Below are 19,448 nucleotides of genomic sequence, written 5' to 3'. Positions count from 1 at the left end.
CTCAGGTGTTTCCAATAGCTGTTCTTTTTACGGAAATCCTGATGAACTGGCTGGAATAAAGTGCAAGAAAATGTGACATTTATCTCATTTTAATCTGACATTATCTGTTTTCACACGCAGCCAAAATATCGCTCTAAAGCTGATTAGCACGGTGATATTTGATACTCTGGCCTACAACAGAAATAACGGATTTAACCTAACGATGAATGACGGTAAGCAACAATCTACCTTTTTGTTTCATGATTACGAAACCTTTGGCACGCACCCCGCGTTAGATCGCCCAGCGCAGTTTGCCGCCATTCGCACTGATAGCGAATTCAATATTATCGGCGAACCTGAAGTCTTTTACTGTAAGCCTGCGGACGATTATTTACCCCAGCCAGGGGCGGTGTTAATTACCGGCATCACTCCACAGGAAGCGCGTGCAAAAGGGGAAAACGAAGCTGCCTTTGCCGCCCGTATTCACTCGCTTTTTACCGTACCGAAGACCTGTATTCTTGGTTACAACAATGTGCGTTTTGACGACGAAGTTACACGCAATATCTTTTATCGTAATTTTTACGATCCCTATGCCTGGAGTTGGCAACATGATAACTCTCGCTGGGATCTGCTTGACGTGATGCGTGCCTGTTATGCCCTGCGCCCGGAGGGGATTAACTGGCCTGAAAATGAAGATGGTTTACCGAGCTTTCGACTTGAACATTTAACCAAAGCTAATGGTATTGAACATAGCAACGCCCACGATGCGATGGCCGATGTGTACGCCACTATTGCGATGGCGAAGTTGGTGAAAACACGTCAACCACGCCTGTTTGATTATCTCTTTACCCATCGTAATAAGCACAAACTGACGGCGTTGATTGATGTGCCGCAGATGAAACCGCTGGTACATGTTTCCGGTATGTTTGGCGCATGGCGCGGCAATACCAGCTGGGTGGCGCCACTGGCGTGGCATCCTGAAAATCGCAATGCCGTGATTATGGTGGATTTGGCAGGAGATATCTCGCCACTCCTGGAGCTGGACAGCGACACGCTGCGCGAGCGTCTGTATACCGCAAAGGCCGATCTGGGCGATAACGCCGCAGTCCCGGTTAAGCTGGTGCATATCAATAAATGCCCGGTGCTGGCGCAGGCGAATACGCTGCGCCCGGAAGATGCCGACAGGTTGGGAATTAATCGTCAGCATTGTCTCGATAACCTGAAAATTCTGCGTGAACACCCGCAAGTGCGTGAAAAAGTGGTTGCGATATTTGCTGAAGCCGAACCATTTACACCTTCAGATAACGTCGATGCACAGCTCTATAATGGCTTTTTCAGTGACGCCGATCGCGCCGCAATGAAAATTGTCCTGGAAACCGAGCCGCGTAATTTACCGGCACTGGATATCACCTTTGTCGATAAACGTATTGAGAAACTGTTATTCAATTATCGGGCGCGTAACTTCCCGGGGACGCTGGATTACGCCGAGCAGCAACGCTGGCTGGAGCACCGCCGTCAGGTCTTCACAGCAGAATTTTTGCAAGGTTATGCTGATGAATTGCAGATGCTGGCACAACAATATGCCGATGACAAAGAGAAAGTAGCGTTGTTAAAAGCGCTTTGGCAGTACGCGGAAGAGATCGTCTGAAACAAAAAAGCCGGAGCGATATAAACTCCGGCTTTTTTTAGATTTACCGGATGATTATGTCATCCGGATTTAAAGATTATGCAACGTCTTCGTACTGCGGAACCGGGTTGCGGAAGCTCTTAGTCACGCAAGCCAGGTAAATCAGACCGATAGCCGCCCAGATCAGCCCCAAAACCATTGAGCTTTCTTCCAGGTTAACCCACAGCGCACCTACAGTCAGCGCACCACACATCGGCAGGAACAGATACTGGAAGTGATCTTTCAGCGTCTTGTTACGCTTCTCACGGATCCAGAACTGCGAGATAACCGACAGGTTAACGAAGGTGAACGCCACCAGCGCACCAAAGTTAATCAGCGCCGTTGCCATTACCAGGTCAAAGTTGATTGCCAGCAGAGCAATCGCACCAACCAGGATAATGTTCATGGCCGGAGTACGCCATTTCGGGTGTACATAACCGAAGAAGCTTTTCGGGAACACGCCGTCACGACCCATTACGTACATCAGACGCGCTACGCCTGCGTGCGCCGCCATACCGGACGCCAGTACGGTAATGGTGGAGAAGATCAGCGCGCCAACCTGGAACGCTTTGCCCGCAACGTACAGCATGATTTCAGGCTGTGACGCATCCGGATCTTTAAAGCGAGAGATATCCGGGAAGTACAGTTGCAGGAAGTAAGTTGCAAAGATGAAGATCATGCCGCCAATCAGCGCGGTCAGGAAAATCGCACGCGGGATCACGCGCTCTGCATCTTTGGTTTCTTCCGACAAGTTGCTGATGCCGTCAAAGCCGGTAAAGGAGAAACACAGAATCGTCGCACCGGTAATCATCGGGATGACATGTGCATCACCGGACCAGAACGGACGCGTGCTCGCCAGCGTACCAGCGCCTTCACCTTCAAATACGCCATACACAACCATGCCCAGAATCACCGCGATCAGCACTACCTGCAACACCACGATTACAGTGTTGAAGTTCGCTACGGATTTCAGACTACGCAGGTTAAAGGCGGTCATAAAGGCCACCAGCGCCACCACAAACATCCACGATGGGATGGAAGGCACCAGAGCTTCAAAATAGATTTTCGCCAGCAGAATGTTGATCATCGGCGCGAACAGGTAGTCGAGCAGAGAAGACCAACCCACCATAAAGCCGACAGTCGGGCTAATGGATTTCTGGGCGTAAGTGTATGCAGAGCCAGCAGAAGGATAGCGGCGAACCAGCTTCCCGTAGCTCAGAGCCGTAAACAGGATCGCAATCAATGCGAACGCATAGGCTGTCGGCACATGACCATCCGTGAGGCCTGAAACGATACCAAAAGTATCAAACAGCGTCATCGGCTGCATATAGGCAAGACCCATCATTACAACCGGAACTAACGTAAGCGTTTTACGCAATTCCACGCGAGAGGTGTTTGGAGTAACGTTATGCGACATGGTCATTCTCCTTTACGGTGATAACCGTCGCGTAAGCAAAAAATTGCCCCATTTTTTTGGATTCCTCAGCGACAACAACTGTCGATTTTTAGTAAATATCTATCCGGTACGAAGCCCGGCCTCTTGGTATGAATGATTGGTTTGAAGCAAAAAATAACCGACGCGGATGAAACGTCGGTTTTTAGTCATTTTTTGACAGCGGCGCATTGTGCCTAAATGGGGGGTAAATGACAAGAGAATGAGAGGCTTGTCATATAATTTTTTATTTAAATGGCTGATTTTCCGTCATCATATTTTGCATAAACACCAGCAATAGCACTATTTGCTAAAATCTCATCACGCCACCACGCACTGGCAAGCCCTGCGGTTTGTTCATTCCAGCCAATCCATACGGGTTCAAAGAGGGATTGCGCAACCACTTTCTTCTCAATTAACGCGCCACTATCGAGAAAGCGTTGCGCCAGATAGCGCGGTAAATAACCGCAACCAAGACCGCTGATTTGTAATTCCAGTTTGGTTTTAAAATCAAATACGGTAATGGCCTCTTGTTCGTCGAGAAGTTGTGATGCCGTAGATGCGCCAGCCTGCGCGGTATCACCCACGATAATCGCCCGATAGCGTTTAATGATACGGCGATTTAACGGTTCCTCTTCCAGAGCTAACGGATGATGAGGAGCAATCGCGAAAACTTGTTCCAGACAGCCCAACCGAGAGAAACCATATTCGCTGGAAGATGGCGGTTCATGCATCGCGCCAACAATAATATCTGCTCGCCCCTGAGTCAGGGCATCCCAGGAACCGCCCAGAACGCCATTGATAAACTTCAGACGCGTGACGTTGTGATGTTGATAAAAGGCTTCAATGAGTGGCGCAAGCAGTGAAAAGGGAAAGGTATCATCAACCCCGATTACCAGCTCGTTTTCCCAACCTTCATGGAGTTTGATCGCCTGCTTTTCCAGTTCATGCACAGCATGGAGAATTTCCCGCCCCTTCTCCAGCAACATTTTTCCGGTGCGGGTAAACTTAGCGCGGTGACCACTACGATCAAGCAATTGAATATTAAGGTCGCTTTCCAGCTTGTGAACAGTGTAACTGAGGGCAGATGGCGTCTTATACAGTTTGGCTGACGCCGCCGCAAAACTACCCTCTTTTTCTAAGGCATCAAGGATCATCAACACGTCCAGCAGTGGTTTCATACACGCCCCCTTGCGGTGTATGCGGCATTCTGCTGGCGTGATGCTTTACTCCAGCGGCATTACCAGTGGATCGGGATACTGGTATTCAAATCCCAATTCATTACAGATCCGGCTGCCATCAATAATTTTACCTTTGCCGCTGTCCAGGCTATTCCTGAACTGCGGAGGTTCCAGTCCCAGTAAGCGGGCCATCTGTGGGTAGAAAACATTACGCGCAGGGTGAGCTGGCGCACATATATTATAGATGTGCCCGCCTTTAGGTGCCTGTAACAACAGAGTGATAGCGCCAATAACATCTTCCAGGTGGACTAAATTGACGCCGTGTTCTCCATCCGGCGCAGTTTTTCCGGCAAAGAAACGGCCGGGATGACGCCCAGGCCCGACCAGACCAGCAAGACGCAAAATATCAACCGAAGTACCGGGTAAATTGTGCAGCCAGTCTTCCAGCTCTTTTAACACTCGTCCACTATGGGTCAGCGGATTACGCGGAGTGTTTTCTTTCACTGTGCCTTGCGCATCACCGTAAACAGATGTTGAACTGGTAAAAATAATGCGGGGAATGTGATAAGCCAGCGCGCTATCCACCAGCTCCTGCACTGCTTGTAAATAGAACTCATCGCCGGGGCCGCTGCGGCGTGCCGGAAGCGTAATCACCAGCGCATCGGCATCCATCAGGGCATCCAGATCGTCAGAGTCGCAAACTAAATCGGGCTCCATGCGAAGCAGATAGCTATCAATGCCACTCATTTGGGCCGCTTCTACGCCATCTTGTGTAGTTTTACTCCCGGTGACTTGCCAGCCTCGTGCTGAAAGTGACATCGCCAGCGGCATGCCTAACCACCCTAACCCGACAATTGCGACCTTTTTCATCCGTTTTCTCCTGATACACCTTAGATCTATAAGGCTACGCCAGCGTATCAAAACTGACAATTCATTCTATGAATGAATCTCTTCAATAATGATAACGACATGCTGCAATAAGCAGTGAATCGTCAGTAACCGCGTATACCAGGCGATGCTCCTCAGTAATGCGTCGGGACCAGAAGCCTGACAAATTATGTTTCAGGGGTTCTGGCTTCCCCTTACCTTCAAAGGGTGCTCTGCGGGTTTCTTTGATAAGTTCATTGGTCTTTTTAACAATTCGCTTATCTGTTTCCTGCCAGTACAGATAATCATCCCATGATTCCTCAGACCAGATTAGTTTCACTCAATAATGTCCTTTTCCGTTCCTTTGCCTGATTTCAGGCTATCGATTGAGTCCATCAATCTCCGGGCATTAGTGGGGGAGCGCAGTAGATAAGCCGTCTCTTCCAGCGAGTTGTATTCTTCGAGTGACATCAGAACACAAGCCTCTCCATTCTGACGAGTAATAAGGATCGGGGCATGATCTTCAACGGCTTTCATCATTGTTGCCGACAAATTCTGACGCGCTTCGCTGTAGCTAATTGTACGCATGTCAATCTCCTCTTTTGTACAGTTCATTGTGCAATGATGAGTGGCAATAAACTATTTATTAATTAGCCAGTAGCTCAAAGCATTGTCAGCGAGACGAAAAATCCAGGCTTCGCTATTTTTGGTGCCGTCAGGTTAGAGGACAGTCCTCTTAGCCCCCTCCTTTCCCCGCTCATTCATTAAACAAATCCATCGCCATAAAATATATAAAAAAGCCCTTGCTTTCTAACGTGAAAGTGGTTTAGGTTAAAAGACATCAGTTGAATAAACATTCACAGAGACTTTTATGACACGCGTTCAATTTAAACACCACCATCATCACCATCATCCTGACTAGTCTTTCAGGCGATGTGTGCTGGAAGACATTCAGATCTTCCAGTGGTGCATGAACGCATGAGAAAGCCCCCGGAAGATCACCTTCCGGGGGCTTTTTTATTGCGCGGTTGATAACGGTTCAGACAGGTATAAAGAGGAAAAAGAAAATGACAGACAACACTCGTTTACGCATAGCTATGCAGAAATCAGGACGTTTAAGTGATGACTCACGCGAATTGCTGGCACGCTGTGGCATAAAAATTAATCTTCACACTCAGCGCCTGATCGCAATGGCTGAAAACATGCCGATTGATATTCTGCGCGTGCGTGACGACGACATTCCCGGTCTGGTAATGGACGGCGTGGTTGACCTCGGCATTATCGGCGAAAACGTGCTGGAAGAAGAGTTACTTAACCGCCGCGCCCAGGGTGAAGATCCGCGTTATTTTACCCTGCGTCGTCTCGATTTCGGCGGTTGTCGCCTTTCGCTGGCAACGCCAGTTGATGAAGCCTGGGACGGCCCGCTCTCCTTAAACGGTAAACGTATCGCCACCTCTTATCCTCACCTGCTCAAGCGTTATCTCGACCAGAAAGGTATCTCTTTTAAATCCTGCTTACTGAATGGTTCTGTCGAAGTTGCGCCGCGTGCCGGACTGGCGGATGCGATTTGCGATCTGGTTTCCACCGGTGCCACGCTGGAAGCTAACGGCCTGCGCGAAGTCGAAGTTATCTACCGCTCGAAAGCCTGCCTGATCCAGCGCGATGGCGAAATGGAAGAATCCAAACAGCAGCTGATCGACAAACTGCTGACCCGTATTCAGGGCGTGATCCAGGCGCGCGAATCAAAATACATCATGATGCATGCACCGACCGAGCGTCTGGATGACGTCATCGCCCTGCTGCCAGGTGCCGAACGCCCAACTATTCTGCCGCTGGCGGGTGATCAACAGCGCGTCGCCATGCACATGGTCAGCAGCGAAACCCTGTTCTGGGAAACCATGGAAAAACTGAAAGCGCTGGGTGCCAGTTCGATTCTGGTCCTGCCCATTGAGAAGATGATGGAGTGATCGCCATGAGCTTTAACACAATCATTGACTGGAATAGCTGTACTGCGGAGCAACAACACCAGTTGTTAATGCGTCCGGCGATCTCCGCTTCTGAAAGCATTACCCGCACTGTTAACGATATTCTCGATAACGTGAAAGCACGCGGCGATGATGCCCTGCGTGAATACAGCGCGAAGTTTGATAAAACCACGGTTACCGCGCTGAAGGTGTCTGCTGAGGAGATCACCGCCGCCAGCGAACGCCTGAGCGACGAGCTAAAACAGGCGATGGCGGTGGCAGTAAAGAATATTGAAACCTTCCACACTGCGCAAAAACTGCCGCCGGTAGATGTAGAAACTCAGCCAGGCGTACGTTGCCAGCAAGTCACGCGCCCGGTAGCTTCAGTTGGTTTGTATATTCCTGGCGGCTCCGCCCCGCTCTTCTCAACGGTATTAATGCTGGCGACTCCGGCGCGTATTGCAGGCTGTAAAAAAGTGGTGCTGTGCTCACCGCCGCCGATTGCCGATGAGATCCTTTACGCGGCGCAGCTGTGCGGCGTGCAGGATGTGTTTAACGTCGGTGGCGCACAGGCCATTGCCGCACTGGCATTTGGCACAGAATCCGTGCCCAAAGTAGACAAAATCTTCGGGCCAGGTAACGCCTTTGTCACCGAGGCAAAACGCCAGGTAAGCCAGCGTCTTGACGGTGCGGCAATCGATATGCCCGCAGGCCCGTCGGAAGTACTGGTGATTGCTGACAGCGGCGCTACGCCGGATTTCGTGGCTTCTGATTTGCTCTCCCAGGCAGAACACGGCCCGGACTCACAGGTGATTTTACTGACGCCCGATGCTGATATGGCGCGTCGCGTTGCCGAGGCTGTCGAACGCCAGCTGGCAGAGCTGCCGCGTGCCGAAACCGCCCGTCAGGCACTGAGCGCCAGCCGCCTGATTGTGACCAACGATTTAGCGCAGTGCGTAGAGATCTCCAACCTCTACGGCCCGGAGCACCTGATCATTCAGACCCGCAACGCCCGCCAACTTGTCGATGGCATCACCAGCGCCGGTTCGGTATTTCTTGGTGACTGGTCACCGGAATCGGCAGGTGATTACGCCTCCGGCACCAACCATGTACTGCCGACTTACGGTTACACCGCCACCTGTTCCAGCCTCGGCCTGGCAGATTTTCAAAAGCGCATGACCGTGCAGGAACTGTCGAAAGAAGGCTTTTCCGCGCTGGCTTCGACCATTGAAACACTGGCCGCCGCTGAACGTCTGGCCGCCCACAAAAATGCCGTTACTTTGCGTGTTAACGCCCTTAAGGAGCAAGCATGAGCACCGTGACTATTACCGATTTAGCACGTGAAAACGTCCGCAACCTGACGCCGTATCAGTCGGCACGTCGTCTGGGCGGTAACGGCGATGTCTGGCTGAACGCCAACGAATACCCCACGGCCGTGGAGTTTCAGCTCACTCAACAAACGCTCAACCGCTACCCGGAATGCCAGCCGAAAGCGGTGATTGAAAATTACGCGCAGTATGCAGGTGTAAAACCAGAGCAGGTACTGGTCAGCCGTGGCGCGGACGAAGGTATTGAACTGCTGATTCGCGCTTTTTGCGAACCAGGTAAAGACGCCATCCTCTACTGCCCACCAACGTACGGCATGTACAGCGTCAGCGCCGAAACCATTGGCGTTGAGTGCCGCACAGTGCCAACGCTGGACAACTGGCAACTGGACTTACAGGGCATTTCCGACAAGCTGGACGGCGTAAAAGTGGTCTATGTTTGCAGCCCCAACAACCCGACCGGGCAACTGATCAATCCGCAAGATTTTCGCACCCTGCTGGAGTTAACCCGCGGAAAAGCCATTGTGGTTGCCGATGAAGCCTATATCGAGTTTTGCCCGCAGGCATCGCTGGCTGGCTGGCTGGCGGAATATCCGCACCTGGCTATTTTGCGCACACTGTCGAAAGCTTTTGCTCTGGCGGGCCTTCGTTGCGGATTTACGCTGGCAAACGAAGAAGTCATCAACCTGCTGATGAAAGTGATCGCCCCCTACCCGCTCTCGACGCCGGTTGCCGACATTGCGGCCCAGGCGTTAAGCCCGCAGGGAATCGTCGCCATGCGCGAACGAGTGGCGCAAATTATTGCAGAACGCGAATACCTGATTGCCGCACTGAAACAGATCCCCTGCGTGGCGCAGGTTTTCGACTCTGAAACCAACTACATTCTGGCGCGCTTTAAAGCCTCCAGCGCAGTGTTTAAATCTTTGTGGGATCAGGGCATTATCTTACGTGATCAGAATAAACAACCCTCTTTAAGCGGCTGCCTGCGAATTACCGTCGGAACCCGTGAAGAAAGCCAGCGCGTCATTGACGCCTTACGTGCGGAGCAAGTTTGATGAGTCAGAAGTATCTTTTTATCGATCGCGATGGAACCCTGATTAGCGAACCGCCGAGTGATTTTCAGGTGGACCGTTTTGACAAACTCGCCTTTGAACCGGGCGTGATTCCGGAGCTGCTGAAGCTGCAAAAAGCGGACTACAAGCTGGTGATGATCACTAATCAGGATGGTCTGGGAACACAAAGTTTCCCGCAGGCAGATTTCGATGGCCCGCACAACCTGATGATGCAGATCTTCACCTCGCAAGGCGTGCAGTTTGATGAAGTACTGATTTGCCCGCACCTGCCCGCAGATGAGTGCGACTGCCGTAAACCGAAAGTAAAACTGGTGGAGCGTTATCTCGCTGAGCAAGCGATGGATCGTGCCAACAGTTATGTGATTGGCGATCGCGCGACCGATATTCAACTCGCGGAAAACATGGGAATTAATGGTTTACGCTACGACCGCGAAACCCTGAACTGGCCGATGATTGGCGAGCAACTCACTAAACGAGACCGTTACGCCCATGTAGTGCGCAACACCAAAGAGACGCAAATTGACGTCCAGGTGTGGCTGGATCGCGAAGGTGGCAGCAAGATTAACACCGGCGTTGGCTTCTTTGATCACATGCTGGATCAGATTGCCACCCACGGCGGCTTCCGGATGGAAATCAACGTCAAAGGCGATCTCTATATCGACGATCACCACACCGTCGAAGATACCGGCCTGGCGCTGGGGGAAGCGTTAAAAATAGCCCTCGGCGACAAACGCGGTATTTGTCGCTTTGGTTTTGTGCTGCCGATGGATGAATGCCTTGCCCGCTGCGCACTGGATATCTCTGGTCGCCCGCACCTGGAATATAAAGCCGAGTTTACCTACCAGCGCGTGGGCGATCTCAGCACCGAAATGATCGAACACTTCTTCCGTTCGCTCTCTTACACCATGGGCGTGACCCTGCACCTGAAAACCAAAGGTAAAAACGATCACCACCGTGTAGAGAGCCTGTTCAAAGCCTTTGGTCGCACCCTGCGCCAGGCCATCCGCGTGGAAGGCGACACCCTGCCCTCGTCGAAAGGAGTGCTGTAATGAACGTGGTGATCCTGGATACCGGCTGCGCCAACCTGAACTCGGTGAAGTCAGCCATTGCGCGTCACGGTTATGAACCAAAAGTCAGTCGTGACCCGGACGTCGTGTTGCTGGCCGATAAACTATTTTTACCCGGCGTTGGCACTGCGCAAGCGGCGATGGATCAGGTACGTGAGCGCGAGCTGTTTGATCTCATCAAAGCCTGTACCCAACCGGTGCTGGGCATCTGCTTAGGGATGCAACTGCTGGGGCGGCGCAGCGAAGAGAGCAACGGCGTCGATTTGCTGGGCATCATCGACGAAGACGTGCCGAAAATGACCGACTTTGGTCTGCCGCTGCCGCATATGGGCTGGAACCGCGTTTACCCGCGGGCAGGCAACCGCCTGTTTCAGGGGATTGAAGACGGCGCGTACTTTTACTTTGTTCACAGCTACGCAATGCCGATCAATCCGTGGACCATCGCCCAGTGCAATTATGGCGAACCATTCACCGCAGCGGTACAAAAAGACAACTTCTATGGCGTGCAGTTCCACCCGGAGCGTTCTGGTGCCGCTGGCGCTAAGTTGCTGAAAAACTTCCTGGAGATGTGATGATTATTCCGGCATTAGATTTAATCGACGGCACCGTGGTGCGTCTCCATCAGGGCGATTACGGCAAACAGCGCGATTACGGTAACGACCCGCTGCCGCGTTTACAGGATTACGCTGCACAAGGTGCCGAAGTGCTGCATCTGGTGGATCTGACTGGGGCAAAAGATCCGGCTAAACGACAAATTTCTCTGATTAAAACGCTGGTCGCAGGCGTTAACGTTCCGGTTCAGGTGGGCGGCGGCGTGCGTAGCGAAGAAGATGTGGCGACGTTACTGGAAGCTGGCGTTGCGCGCGTGGTGGTCGGCTCCACCGCAGTGAAATCACCAGAAATGGTGAAAGGCTGGTTTGAACGCTTCGGTGCGGGTGCGTTAGTGCTGGCGCTGGATGTACGCATTGACGAGCAAGGCAACAAGCAGGTGGCGGTTAGCGGCTGGCAAGAGAACTCGGGCGTTTCGCTGGAACAACTGGTGGAAACCTATCTGCCCGTCGGCCTGAAACATGTGCTGTGTACCGATATCGCGCGCGACGGCACGCTGGCAGGTTCTAACGTCTCTTTATATGAGGAAGTCTGCGCCAGATATCCGCAGGTGGCATTTCAGTCCTCCGGCGGCATTGGCGACATTGATGATGTCGCTGCCCTGCGTGGTACTGGCGTACGCGGCGTAATAGTTGGTCGGGCATTACTGGAAGGTAAATTCACCGTGAAGGAGGCCATCGCATGCTGGCAAAACGCATAATCCCATGTCTCGACGTTCGTGATGGTCAGGTGGTGAAAGGCGTACAGTTTCGTAACCATGAAATCATTGGCGATATCGTGCCGCTGGCAAAACGCTACGCCGAAGAAGGTGCGGACGAGCTAGTGTTCTACGATATCACCGCCTCCAGCGATGGACGTGTGGTAGATAAAAGCTGGGTATCTCGCGTGGCGGAAGTGATCGATATTCCGTTCTGCGTGGCGGGAGGAATTAAATCGCTGGATGACGCCGCGAAAATTCTTTCCTTTGGCGCGGATAAAATCTCTATCAACTCCCCTGCGCTGGCGGACCCGACGTTAATTACTCGCCTGGCCGATCGCTTTGGCGTGCAGTGTATTGTGGTCGGTATTGACACCTGGTACGACGCCGAAACCGGTAAATATCATGTGAATCAATATACCGGCGATGAAAGCCGCACCCGCGTCACTCAGTGGGAAACGCTCGACTGGGTACAGGAAGTGCAAAAACGCGGTGCCGGAGAAATCGTCCTCAACATGATGAATCAGGACGGCGTGCGTAACGGTTACGACCTCGAGCAGCTGAAAAAAGTGCGTGAAGTTTGCCACATCCCGCTGATTGCCTCCGGTGGCGCAGGCACCATGGAACACTTCCTCGAAGCCTTCCGCGATGCCGACGTTGACGGCGCGCTGGCGGCTTCCGTATTCCACAAACAAATAATCAATATTGGTGAATTAAAAGCGTACCTGGCAACACAGGGCGTGGAGATCAGGATATGTTAACAGAACAACAACGTCGCGAACTGGACTGGGAAAAAACCGACGGGCTGATGCCGGTGATTGTGCAACACGCGGTATCCGGCGAAGTGTTAATGCTGGGCTACATGAATCCGCAAGCGCTGGACAAAACCATCGAAAGCGGCAAAGTAACCTTCTTCTCGCGCACTAAACAGCGACTGTGGACCAAAGGTGAAACGTCCGGCAATTTCCTCAACGTAGTGAGTATTGCGCCGGACTGCGACAACGACACCCTGCTGGTGCTGGCGAATCCCATCGGCCCGACCTGCCACAAAGGCACAAGCAGCTGCTTCGGCGACACCGCTCACCAGTGGCTATTCCTGTATCAACTGGAACAACTGCTCGCCGAACGCAAATCTGCCGACCCGGAAACCTCCTATACCGCCAAACTGTATGCCAGCGGCACCAAACGCATTGCGCAGAAAGTGGGCGAAGAAGGCGTGGAAACCGCACTGGCAGCGACGGTACATGACCGCTTTGAACTGACCAACGAGGCATCGGACTTGATGTATCACCTACTGGTGCTGCTGCAGGATCAGGATCTGGATTTAACAACGGTGATTGAGAACCTGCGCAAACGTCATCAGTGAGTTGCAGGCTGACCGGATGCGATGTAGCTGTCGCATCCTGAGCCATTGCCCGATGCGCAAGCTTATCAGGCCTACTATTCGCTCTGCACACGTAGGCTGGATAAGATGCGCCAGCATCGCATCCGGCAACAAAAAAGGCAAGGTGTCACCACCCTGCCCTTTTTATTTAAAGCTGAAAAGACTATTTCGCGTTGTAATTACGCAGCGCATTACGCCCCAGCACAATTCCCGCGCCAACCATGCCGCCCAGCAGTACTGCCAGAATCAAGGTAATTGCTTTCTTCGGGCTATCGCGACGAATTGGCAGTGTGGGTTTCATAACGTAACGGTAGGCATGAATATCAAGATCATCAACCTTCAGACTTTCGATATCCAGCAGGTTTTGACGAGTCTGATAATAGTTTGGCGAGAACACAAGCGGACGAGTCGCTTCGTGCTTAATCATCGACTCCAGTGCTTCGCTACCTAACAAAAGCAACGTGTCCTGAGTAATATTTTCACCAGTCTGCTGAATCTGCGGCTTTATTACCTGCGCCTGATTCGCATACTGCAACGCTTCCTGAATCTGGCGGATACGCAGCGTTTTTTGCTCCTGAGCCACCACTTCCTGAGTTTTCAGGGAGTCCTGCAAGGTTTTCATACCCAAAGCGATATTATCCTTCAGGTCCTTTTCCAGCTCTTCATTCACTTGGTCATCAACCTGTTGAATGTATTCAGCCAGCTTTTTCTGTGCATCCGCTGCAGTGTGCCCGACATAAGAAACAGCTAACGGTAACGGCTGGTTTTTAACAGCAGGTTCGATAGTCAGTTTTTCGCGTTCTTCCTGATTATCCAGCGTTTCCGCTAATGCAGAGAAAGCAGAACTGAAGCGACCAATTAACGCCTCCTGTAAATCAGCTACTTTTGGCGCAGCCTGGCCATAAATTACATTCATGGCGTTGTTATAGCCGGCAATTTGCCCCACATCAGGTTGAGTGACAATGGCTGTTGATGTCCATTGCTCTTTCGCTACTGCCAGGTATCCAATAGCCAACACGATAGCCACAATGACTGTGGCGATAATGGTCATCTTCCCGCGCCACAGTTGTACCAGTAAATCAATTAAATCAATCTGTTCCGGGTCATTGTTGTGCCCAGAAATATTATTATTTTCAACTTTCATCATTACCCTAACAGACGGAAAATTTCAGGTCGCCATAGTTTAGCGATAATCAGTATGAATGCCATAGGATAAACAATAAATATAATGAATTATTACATGAACATCGATACCAACTACCGCCAAAAATCATCTGATTACAGATAGTTAGTCGCTACCGAAAAGATCGCGGGTGTAGACCTTGTCTGCTGCATCTTTAAGCTCTTCTGACATTCGATTAGAGATGATGACATCAGCCTGTTGCTTAAACGTCGCGAGATCACGTTCCAGTCGTGAATTGAAAAACATTTCTTCCTTCATAACCGGTTCATAGATAATCACTTCTACCCCCTTAGCTTTGATACGCTTCATGATCCCCTGAATGGAAGACGCACGGAAGTTATCTGAACCGCTCTTCATAATTAGGCGATATATCCCTACGACTTTGGGTTTACGTGACAAGATAGCATCGGCAATAAAGTCTTTGCGGGTGCGATTAGCTTCAACGATGGCAGAAATGATGTTGTTTGGCACAGACTGGTAATTTGCCAGAAGCTGCTTGGTATCTTTCGGCAAACAGTAACCACCGTAACCAAATGATGGATTGTTGTAATGATTGCCGATACGCGGATCAAGACAAACACCTTCAATGATTTGACGGGTGTTCAATCCCAGGCTTTCTGCATAACTGTCCAACTCGTTAAAGTACGCCACGCGCATGGCGAGGTAAGTATTGGCAAAAAGTTTAATGGCCTCTGCTTCTGTTGAATCAGTAAACAGAGTCGGGATATTTTGCTTAACCGCCCCTTCCTGTAATAACGCGGCAAACCGCTGTGCACGTTCAGAACGTTCGCCTATCACAATACGGGAAGGATGAAGGTTATCGTAAAGGGCTTTGCCTTCTCGGAGGAATTCAGGGGAGAAGATAATGTTCTCAGTCTTGAATTTTTTTTGCATCGCGGCCGTAAAACCTACAGGAACCGTAGACTTAATAATCATTACTGCATGAGGGTTTATTTCCGTAACATCTTTAATTACTGATTCTACGCTAGATGTATTGAAATAATTGGTTTTAGGATCATAGTCGGTCGGGGTTGCGATGATTACATAATCAGCATTCCGGTAGGCTTCTTTTTTATCTAACGTGGCATTAAAACGTATTTTGTCTGATTGCAAAAACTGCTCAATTTCTTTATCAACAATAGGAGATATCCGATCATTCAGCATTGCAACGCGAGTTGGTAAAATATCTAATGCTACAACGTTATGATTTTGTGCGATTAATAGCCCATTAGACAGGCCAACATAACCGGTTCCGGAAATGGTGATTTTCATTTCATGCTCTCAGAATTAACTTAACTATGAATCATGATGTTTTAGCACCCTGATAAGAGTTAAAAGTTTTAACGCCACGATGATGTCTGGTCAACGAAACGAAAAACATTTCAGATTTTCTTTATAAGAATAGCTGCTATTTATTAAGTTAGTATTAAGCAATGAAATTAAATCAATAAGATTGATAGTAAAAAAAAGCCCGGCGATAAATGCCGGGCCTTAGTTTAATACTGATTAAATCAGATTAATCCAGCCATTCGGTGTGGAATACACCTTCTTTATCAATGCGCTTATAGGTATGCGCACCGAAATAGTCACGCTGCGCCTGGATCAAGTTTGCAGGCAGTACTGCGGCACGATAGCTGTCATAGTAAGCAACCGCTGCAGAGAAGGTAGGTACTGGAATACCGTTCAGCACCGCATAAGCAACAACATCACGCAGAGCTTGCTGGTAATCGTCGGCAATTTTCTTAAAGTACGGGGCTAACAGCAGGTTAGCAATCTTCGGATTTTCGGCGTAAGCATCCGTGATTTTCTGCAGGAACTGAGCACGAATGATACAACCGGCACGGAAGATCTTCGCGATTTCACCATAATTCAGATCCCAGCTGTACTCTTCAGACGCCGCACGTAGCTGCGAGAAGCCCTGCGCGTAAGAAACAATCTTACCCAGATAAAGCGCACGGCGAACTTTTTCGATGAATTCAGCTTTATCACCTGCTGGCTGCGCTTGCGGACCCGACAGTACTTTAGACGCGGCTACGCGCTGATCTTTCAGGGAAGAGATATAACGAGCAAACACAGACTCAGTAATCAGCGACAGCGGTTCGCCGAGATCCAGCGCGCTCTGGCTGGTCCATTTACCCGTACCTTTGTTCGCTGCTTCATCCAGGATCACATCAACCAGGTATTTACCGTCTTCATCTTTTTTGGTGAAGATGTCTTTAGTGATGTCGATCAGGTAGCTGCTCAGTTCACCGTTATTCCACTCGGTAAAGGTTTGTGCCAGTTCTTCATTAGATAGATTCAGACCACCTTTCAGCAGAGAATAGGCTTCAGCAATCAGTTGCATATCACCGTATTCAATACCGTTGTGAACCATCTTCACATAGTGACCTGCGCCATCAGCACCAATATAGGTAACGCACGGTTCGCCATCTTCAGCAACGGCGGCGATTTTGGTCAGGATAGGTGCAACCAGTTCATAGGCTTCTTTCTGCCCACCAGGCATGATAGAAGGTCCTTTCAGCGCGCCCTCTTCACCACCGGAAACCCCCGTACCGATGAAGTTAAAGCCTTCTGCAGAAAGCTCGCGGTTACGACGAATGGTATCCTGGAAGAAGGTATTACCACCATCAATGATGATATCGCCTTTATCAAGATATGGTTTCAGGGAATCAATAGCAGCATCCGTGCCTGCACCTGCTTTCACCATTAACAGGATGCGACGAGGCGTTTCAAGAGATTCAACGAACTCTTTCACCGTATAGTAAGGAACCAGTTTCTTGCCTGGATTTTCGGCAATCACTTCTTCCGTCTTTTCACGAGAACGGTTGAAAATAGAGACGGTATAACCACGGCTTTCGATGTTGAGCGCAAGGTTGCGTCCCATCACTGCCATACCGACGACGCCGATCTGTTGCTTTGACATTGTTTACTCCTGTCAGGGGTGGTCACCGCGGGTTGCGGCTTATTGAAGATAAAGAATAGCTTAATTTATATCTTCTTTTACAGTCATATATTTCCTAATTAGGAAATTGCTTGTAACTTGTACAGCTTTATATTTAACCACTAATGTTATAAAAAAGTTCGGCTAATTTTATTAATTCATTATTACTATTATTTTGAATTAGTTCAACATGATTTTCTTTGCTTGTATTGAAATAATCGCTGCCAATAGCAGAAAGATGTGAGAATGGTGATGTGCACATCTTATCAAGAAGAGAACACCCCAAAAAATAATTCATTGAATACTGAATCCCTAACATGTGCAATATTGTTGGCGCGAAACTTAAAGAATTTTTACCTCCTGCATCTAAAACTTCAGGCGCAATATCTTTCCCAATGACCAGAAATGGTATCTTGTCCACAAAAAAACGAGAATCGCTATTAAATGATTTCTTATATTCTGTCGAAGGAAATGTAGAATGATCCGATGTTATTATCAACAACGTATTGCCATAAAATGAACTGCGCCGAAAAAAGTCAACGAACTTCCCCAACTGAAAATCATAGTTATAGAATTTATTGTAGAGTGGGTTGCTACCATCAAAATATTTTTCATTTGGACTATCTTGACCATGATGAGTACCAGATGGGTACACACCAATAAAGAAGTGTTCGTTTTTATTTTCTTGAGAACGTAAAAAATATTTCAGTGCATTAAATGTTTGCTTATCAGTCATTCTGTCGCGTTGATAACCAATAAAATCCCCCATACCAAGAACTTTATCAAAATTAAGCGTTTTCAACATAGTGTTAAGTGGGCTATTTTTTTCTGTAGACGCTATAAAATAACTTTTATAGCCATACTCTTTCAATATATCCGGTAAAGATGTTTGACGATGAAGATAAATATTATTAATTTCTGAGTTAGATAATTGTGCAATACCAGTACCAGTATCAGTTAACCCATCACGAAATTGATAGCCAGAAGTTAACTGGCCTCTTAAACCTCTAAATGTTGCTGCTGTATGGTTATAATAATTTTTAAAACTTAGCGCTTCAGTAGATAACTTATCTAAATTAGGAGTAATAGAAAATGCGTCAGTTTTTGAATTACCAATAATCTCCGATGAAAATCCCTCAGCAAAGATTACAATAACATTACGCCCTTTGAAGTTGTTGTTATTCTGTATAGGGTTAATAAAAACACTTGTTTTTAAAAAAGATTTCCCGGCATCACCAATCTTCTCACTAGGCTTAAAGGTTTGCTGTAAATAGTACAATTTTGCTGTTTCATAAAAAGAATATACCGGCCCCGCACTTATGAAAGAACACACAAGCAATAATACTATACAAAAAAGATTAAATTTATAATATTTAATACGTTCGACTAGAGCGCCAGAAGGCATCGTAACGAATGAAATTATAACAAATAAAATAAAAATGGAAAAAACCTTGATTATCTCGCCAATGCCTAGCGATCCAACTTCTGCGGCATTCGACAAGGCAAGAGGCATCAAATATTGCCCTGAGCTAAATAGCGATGCTGCCTGCACACCTAAAATGGAGAGATAAATTCCCCACAAGATATTGCTTATGGACTTTCTTTTTATTAGAAGTATTGCCAGACTTGTAAGTGTGTATTCAATAGTAAATAAAAAGACACAGTCTGTCCTTCCAGAGTAAAGTAAAATACTCAAGAAGATACAGAAAGGTGGTATTATTTTAATTATATTTGTAAAGTTCATGTCAAATTAAACCATATTATTTAATAATCATAATGCTATTCATTTAATATTCTGTCACTGAGCAAGGAAGGACTGGTAAAGCCCACTCCCCGCCAGGAGTGACGCCAGGTAGTTTCTGTCCATGCCTGCTTTTTGCATTTTACGTCTTAACCCTACCCTGAATACCTGATCACCCGTTAAAATATTAATAGCGATGTGTCTTATCCCTAAAAATAATTCTGCTGAGTTTCCTCTTCTTATTTTGAAGTCGTCTTCATTCATTACCATATCCAAGCACCACTGAAGGTTATTCTCCAGGGCAAGATTACGAAAGCCCGCTCCCCGCAAGGACTGACG

At 48.7% G+C, this 19,448-nt stretch carries 20 protein-coding genes, 1 pseudogene and 1 other annotated feature; of the genes and pseudogenes, 10 read left to right on the top strand and 11 right to left on the bottom strand.

What is annotated here, in order from left to right; translation table 11 throughout:
* Positions 1-202 precede the first annotated feature (202 nt).
* Positions 203-1,627, top strand: a complete 1,425-nt coding sequence (sbcB, locus tag FEK66_RS20980; protein WP_130208691.1) for an exodeoxyribonuclease I — start codon at positions 203-205, stop codon at positions 1,625-1,627.
* A 76-nt stretch (positions 1,628-1,703) separates the two neighbouring features.
* On the opposite strand, the gene plaP is transcribed toward sbcB, so the two are convergent.
* The 6 genes from plaP to yefM all read right to left on the bottom strand — a co-directional run bounded on the left by plaP (position 1,704) and on the right by yefM (position 5,713).
* Positions 1,704-3,062, bottom strand: coding sequence for a putrescine/proton symporter PlaP (gene plaP / locus FEK66_RS20975; RefSeq protein ID WP_000019197.1), 1,359 nt, complete (start codon positions 3,060-3,062; stop codon positions 1,704-1,706).
* The gene (yoeI, locus tag FEK66_RS20970) at positions 3,052-3,114 is read right to left on the bottom strand and encodes a membrane protein YoeI (protein WP_010723108.1); all 63 of its coding nucleotides are present in this window, start codon (positions 3,112-3,114) and stop codon (positions 3,052-3,054) included. The genes plaP and yoeI overlap by 11 nt, the downstream gene beginning before the upstream one ends.
* Positions 3,115-3,328: 214 nt before the next feature.
* Entirely contained in the window at positions 3,329-4,258 is a 930-nt protein-coding gene (locus FEK66_RS20965; protein WP_130259983.1) for a LysR substrate-binding domain-containing protein, read from the bottom strand.
* Between the two features lie 45 nt (positions 4,259-4,303).
* Positions 4,304-5,128, bottom strand: coding sequence for an SDR family oxidoreductase (locus tag FEK66_RS20960; protein ID WP_130208695.1), 825 nt, complete (start codon positions 5,126-5,128; stop codon positions 4,304-4,306).
* Between the two features lie 82 nt (positions 5,129-5,210).
* Complete coding sequence (gene yoeB / locus FEK66_RS20955) at positions 5,211-5,465, bottom strand: type II toxin-antitoxin system mRNA interferase toxin YoeB (protein ID WP_135494139.1); 255 nt, start codon at positions 5,463-5,465, stop codon at positions 5,211-5,213.
* On the bottom strand, positions 5,462-5,713 hold the full coding sequence (yefM, locus tag FEK66_RS20950; protein WP_087906931.1) for a YoeB-YefM toxin-antitoxin system antitoxin YefM: 252 nt from the start codon (positions 5,711-5,713) through the stop codon (positions 5,462-5,464). The genes yoeB and yefM overlap by 4 nt, the downstream gene beginning before the upstream one ends.
* Positions 5,714-5,996: 283 nt before the next feature.
* On the opposite strand from yefM, the gene hisL reads away from it, so the two are divergent.
* The 9 genes from hisL to hisIE all read left to right on the top strand — a co-directional run bounded on the left by hisL (position 5,997) and on the right by hisIE (position 13,226).
* Entirely contained in the window at positions 5,997-6,047 is a 51-nt protein-coding gene (gene hisL / locus FEK66_RS20945; RefSeq protein ID WP_001364200.1) for a his operon leader peptide, read from the top strand.
* Positions 6,023-6,146 (top strand) — a sequence feature (His leader region). It overlaps the preceding gene by 25 nt.
* Positions 6,147-6,192: 46 nt before the next feature.
* On the top strand, positions 6,193-7,092 hold the full coding sequence (gene hisG, locus FEK66_RS20940; protein WP_000131780.1) for an ATP phosphoribosyltransferase: 900 nt from the start codon (positions 6,193-6,195) through the stop codon (positions 7,090-7,092).
* A 5-nt stretch (positions 7,093-7,097) separates the two neighbouring features.
* Complete coding sequence (gene hisD, locus FEK66_RS20935; RefSeq protein ID WP_135494141.1) at positions 7,098-8,402, top strand: histidinol dehydrogenase; 1,305 nt, start codon at positions 7,098-7,100, stop codon at positions 8,400-8,402.
* The gene (gene hisC, locus FEK66_RS20930; protein WP_135494143.1) at positions 8,399-9,469 is read left to right on the top strand and encodes a histidinol-phosphate transaminase; all 1,071 of its coding nucleotides are present in this window, start codon (positions 8,399-8,401) and stop codon (positions 9,467-9,469) included. The genes hisD and hisC overlap by 4 nt, the downstream gene beginning before the upstream one ends.
* Positions 9,469-10,536, top strand: a complete 1,068-nt coding sequence (gene hisB / locus FEK66_RS20925; RefSeq protein ID WP_130208703.1) for a bifunctional histidinol-phosphatase/imidazoleglycerol-phosphate dehydratase HisB — start codon at positions 9,469-9,471, stop codon at positions 10,534-10,536. Before hisC ends, hisB begins: the two co-directional genes overlap by 1 nt.
* Complete coding sequence (hisH, locus tag FEK66_RS20920; protein ID WP_131161056.1) at positions 10,536-11,126, top strand: imidazole glycerol phosphate synthase subunit HisH; 591 nt, start codon at positions 10,536-10,538, stop codon at positions 11,124-11,126. The genes hisB and hisH overlap by 1 nt, the downstream gene beginning before the upstream one ends.
* On the top strand, positions 11,126-11,863 hold the full coding sequence (gene hisA, locus FEK66_RS20915; RefSeq protein ID WP_135494145.1) for a 1-(5-phosphoribosyl)-5-[(5-phosphoribosylamino)methylideneamino]imidazole-4-carboxamide isomerase: 738 nt from the start codon (positions 11,126-11,128) through the stop codon (positions 11,861-11,863). The genes hisH and hisA overlap by 1 nt, the downstream gene beginning before the upstream one ends.
* Positions 11,845-12,621, top strand: a complete 777-nt coding sequence (gene hisF, locus FEK66_RS20910; protein WP_000880155.1) for an imidazole glycerol phosphate synthase subunit HisF — start codon at positions 11,845-11,847, stop codon at positions 12,619-12,621. Before hisA ends, hisF begins: the two co-directional genes overlap by 19 nt.
* Positions 12,615-13,226: a bifunctional phosphoribosyl-AMP cyclohydrolase/phosphoribosyl-ATP diphosphatase HisIE gene (gene hisIE / locus FEK66_RS20905; protein WP_000954922.1), complete on the top strand. Its 612-nt coding sequence runs from the start codon at positions 12,615-12,617 to the stop codon at positions 13,224-13,226. Before hisF ends, hisIE begins: the two co-directional genes overlap by 7 nt.
* A gap of 181 nt (positions 13,227-13,407) precedes the next feature.
* Here hisIE and wzzB read toward each other — a convergent pair whose 3' ends face one another.
* From wzzB to FEK66_RS20880, 5 genes and pseudogenes are all read right to left on the bottom strand, one after another.
* Positions 13,408-14,388: an LPS O-antigen chain length determinant protein WzzB gene (wzzB, locus tag FEK66_RS20900; protein ID WP_130208743.1), complete on the bottom strand. Its 981-nt coding sequence runs from the start codon at positions 14,386-14,388 to the stop codon at positions 13,408-13,410.
* 144 nt (positions 14,389-14,532) lie between these two features.
* A complete protein-coding gene (ugd, locus tag FEK66_RS20895) occupies positions 14,533-15,699 on the bottom strand; it encodes a UDP-glucose 6-dehydrogenase (protein WP_130208709.1) in 1,167 nt (388 codons plus the stop codon).
* Positions 15,700-15,943: 244 nt separating this feature from the next.
* Entirely contained in the window at positions 15,944-17,350 is a 1,407-nt protein-coding gene (gene gndA / locus FEK66_RS20890) for an NADP-dependent phosphogluconate dehydrogenase (RefSeq protein WP_130208711.1), read from the bottom strand.
* A 133-nt stretch (positions 17,351-17,483) separates the two neighbouring features.
* A complete protein-coding gene (locus FEK66_RS20885; protein ID WP_240783247.1) occupies positions 17,484-19,112 on the bottom strand; it encodes a sulfatase-like hydrolase/transferase in 1,629 nt (542 codons plus the stop codon).
* A 54-nt stretch (positions 19,113-19,166) separates the two neighbouring features.
* Positions 19,167-19,448 (bottom strand): annotated as a pseudogene (locus tag FEK66_RS20880) (hypothetical protein); the annotation flags it as partial.

Source organism: Escherichia sp. E1130, assembly GCF_005781065.1.
GTDB lineage: Bacteria > Pseudomonadota > Gammaproteobacteria > Enterobacterales > Enterobacteriaceae > Escherichia.
Note: the sequence above shows the minus strand (reverse complement) of the source record. Positions and strands in the feature narration are given on the sequence as shown.

Excerpts from the sequence above, each read along its gene's own strand:
- sbcB (WP_130208691.1), top strand. The coding sequence starts at position 203 with ATGAATGACGGTAAGCAACAATCTACCTTTTTGTTTCATGATTACGAA.
- plaP (WP_000019197.1), bottom strand. The coding sequence starts at position 3,062 with ATGTCGCATAACGTTACTCCAAACACCTCTCGCGTGGAATTGCGTAAA.
- FEK66_RS20965 (WP_130259983.1), bottom strand. The coding sequence starts at position 4,258 with ATGAAACCACTGCTGGACGTGTTGATGATCCTTGATGCCTTAGAAAAA.
- FEK66_RS20960 (WP_130208695.1), bottom strand. The coding sequence starts at position 5,128 with ATGAAAAAGGTCGCAATTGTCGGGTTAGGGTGGTTAGGCATGCCGCTG.
- yefM (WP_087906931.1), bottom strand. The coding sequence starts at position 5,713 with ATGCGTACAATTAGCTACAGCGAAGCGCGTCAGAATTTGTCGGCAACA.
- hisG (WP_000131780.1), top strand. The coding sequence starts at position 6,193 with ATGACAGACAACACTCGTTTACGCATAGCTATGCAGAAATCAGGACGT.
- hisD (WP_135494141.1), top strand. The coding sequence starts at position 7,098 with ATGAGCTTTAACACAATCATTGACTGGAATAGCTGTACTGCGGAGCAA.
- hisC (WP_135494143.1), top strand. The coding sequence starts at position 8,399 with ATGAGCACCGTGACTATTACCGATTTAGCACGTGAAAACGTCCGCAAC.
- hisB (WP_130208703.1), top strand. The coding sequence starts at position 9,469 with ATGAGTCAGAAGTATCTTTTTATCGATCGCGATGGAACCCTGATTAGC.
- hisH (WP_131161056.1), top strand. The coding sequence starts at position 10,536 with ATGAACGTGGTGATCCTGGATACCGGCTGCGCCAACCTGAACTCGGTG.
- hisA (WP_135494145.1), top strand. The coding sequence starts at position 11,126 with ATGATTATTCCGGCATTAGATTTAATCGACGGCACCGTGGTGCGTCTC.
- hisF (WP_000880155.1), top strand. The coding sequence starts at position 11,845 with ATGCTGGCAAAACGCATAATCCCATGTCTCGACGTTCGTGATGGTCAG.
- hisIE (WP_000954922.1), top strand. The coding sequence starts at position 12,615 with ATGTTAACAGAACAACAACGTCGCGAACTGGACTGGGAAAAAACCGAC.
- wzzB (WP_130208743.1), bottom strand. The coding sequence starts at position 14,388 with ATGAAAGTTGAAAATAATAATATTTCTGGGCACAACAATGACCCGGAA.
- ugd (WP_130208709.1), bottom strand. The coding sequence starts at position 15,699 with ATGAAAATCACCATTTCCGGAACCGGTTATGTTGGCCTGTCTAATGGG.
- gndA (WP_130208711.1), bottom strand. The coding sequence starts at position 17,350 with ATGTCAAAGCAACAGATCGGCGTCGTCGGTATGGCAGTGATGGGACGC.
- FEK66_RS20885 (WP_240783247.1), bottom strand. The coding sequence starts at position 19,112 with ATGAACTTTACAAATATAATTAAAATAATACCACCTTTCTGTATCTTC.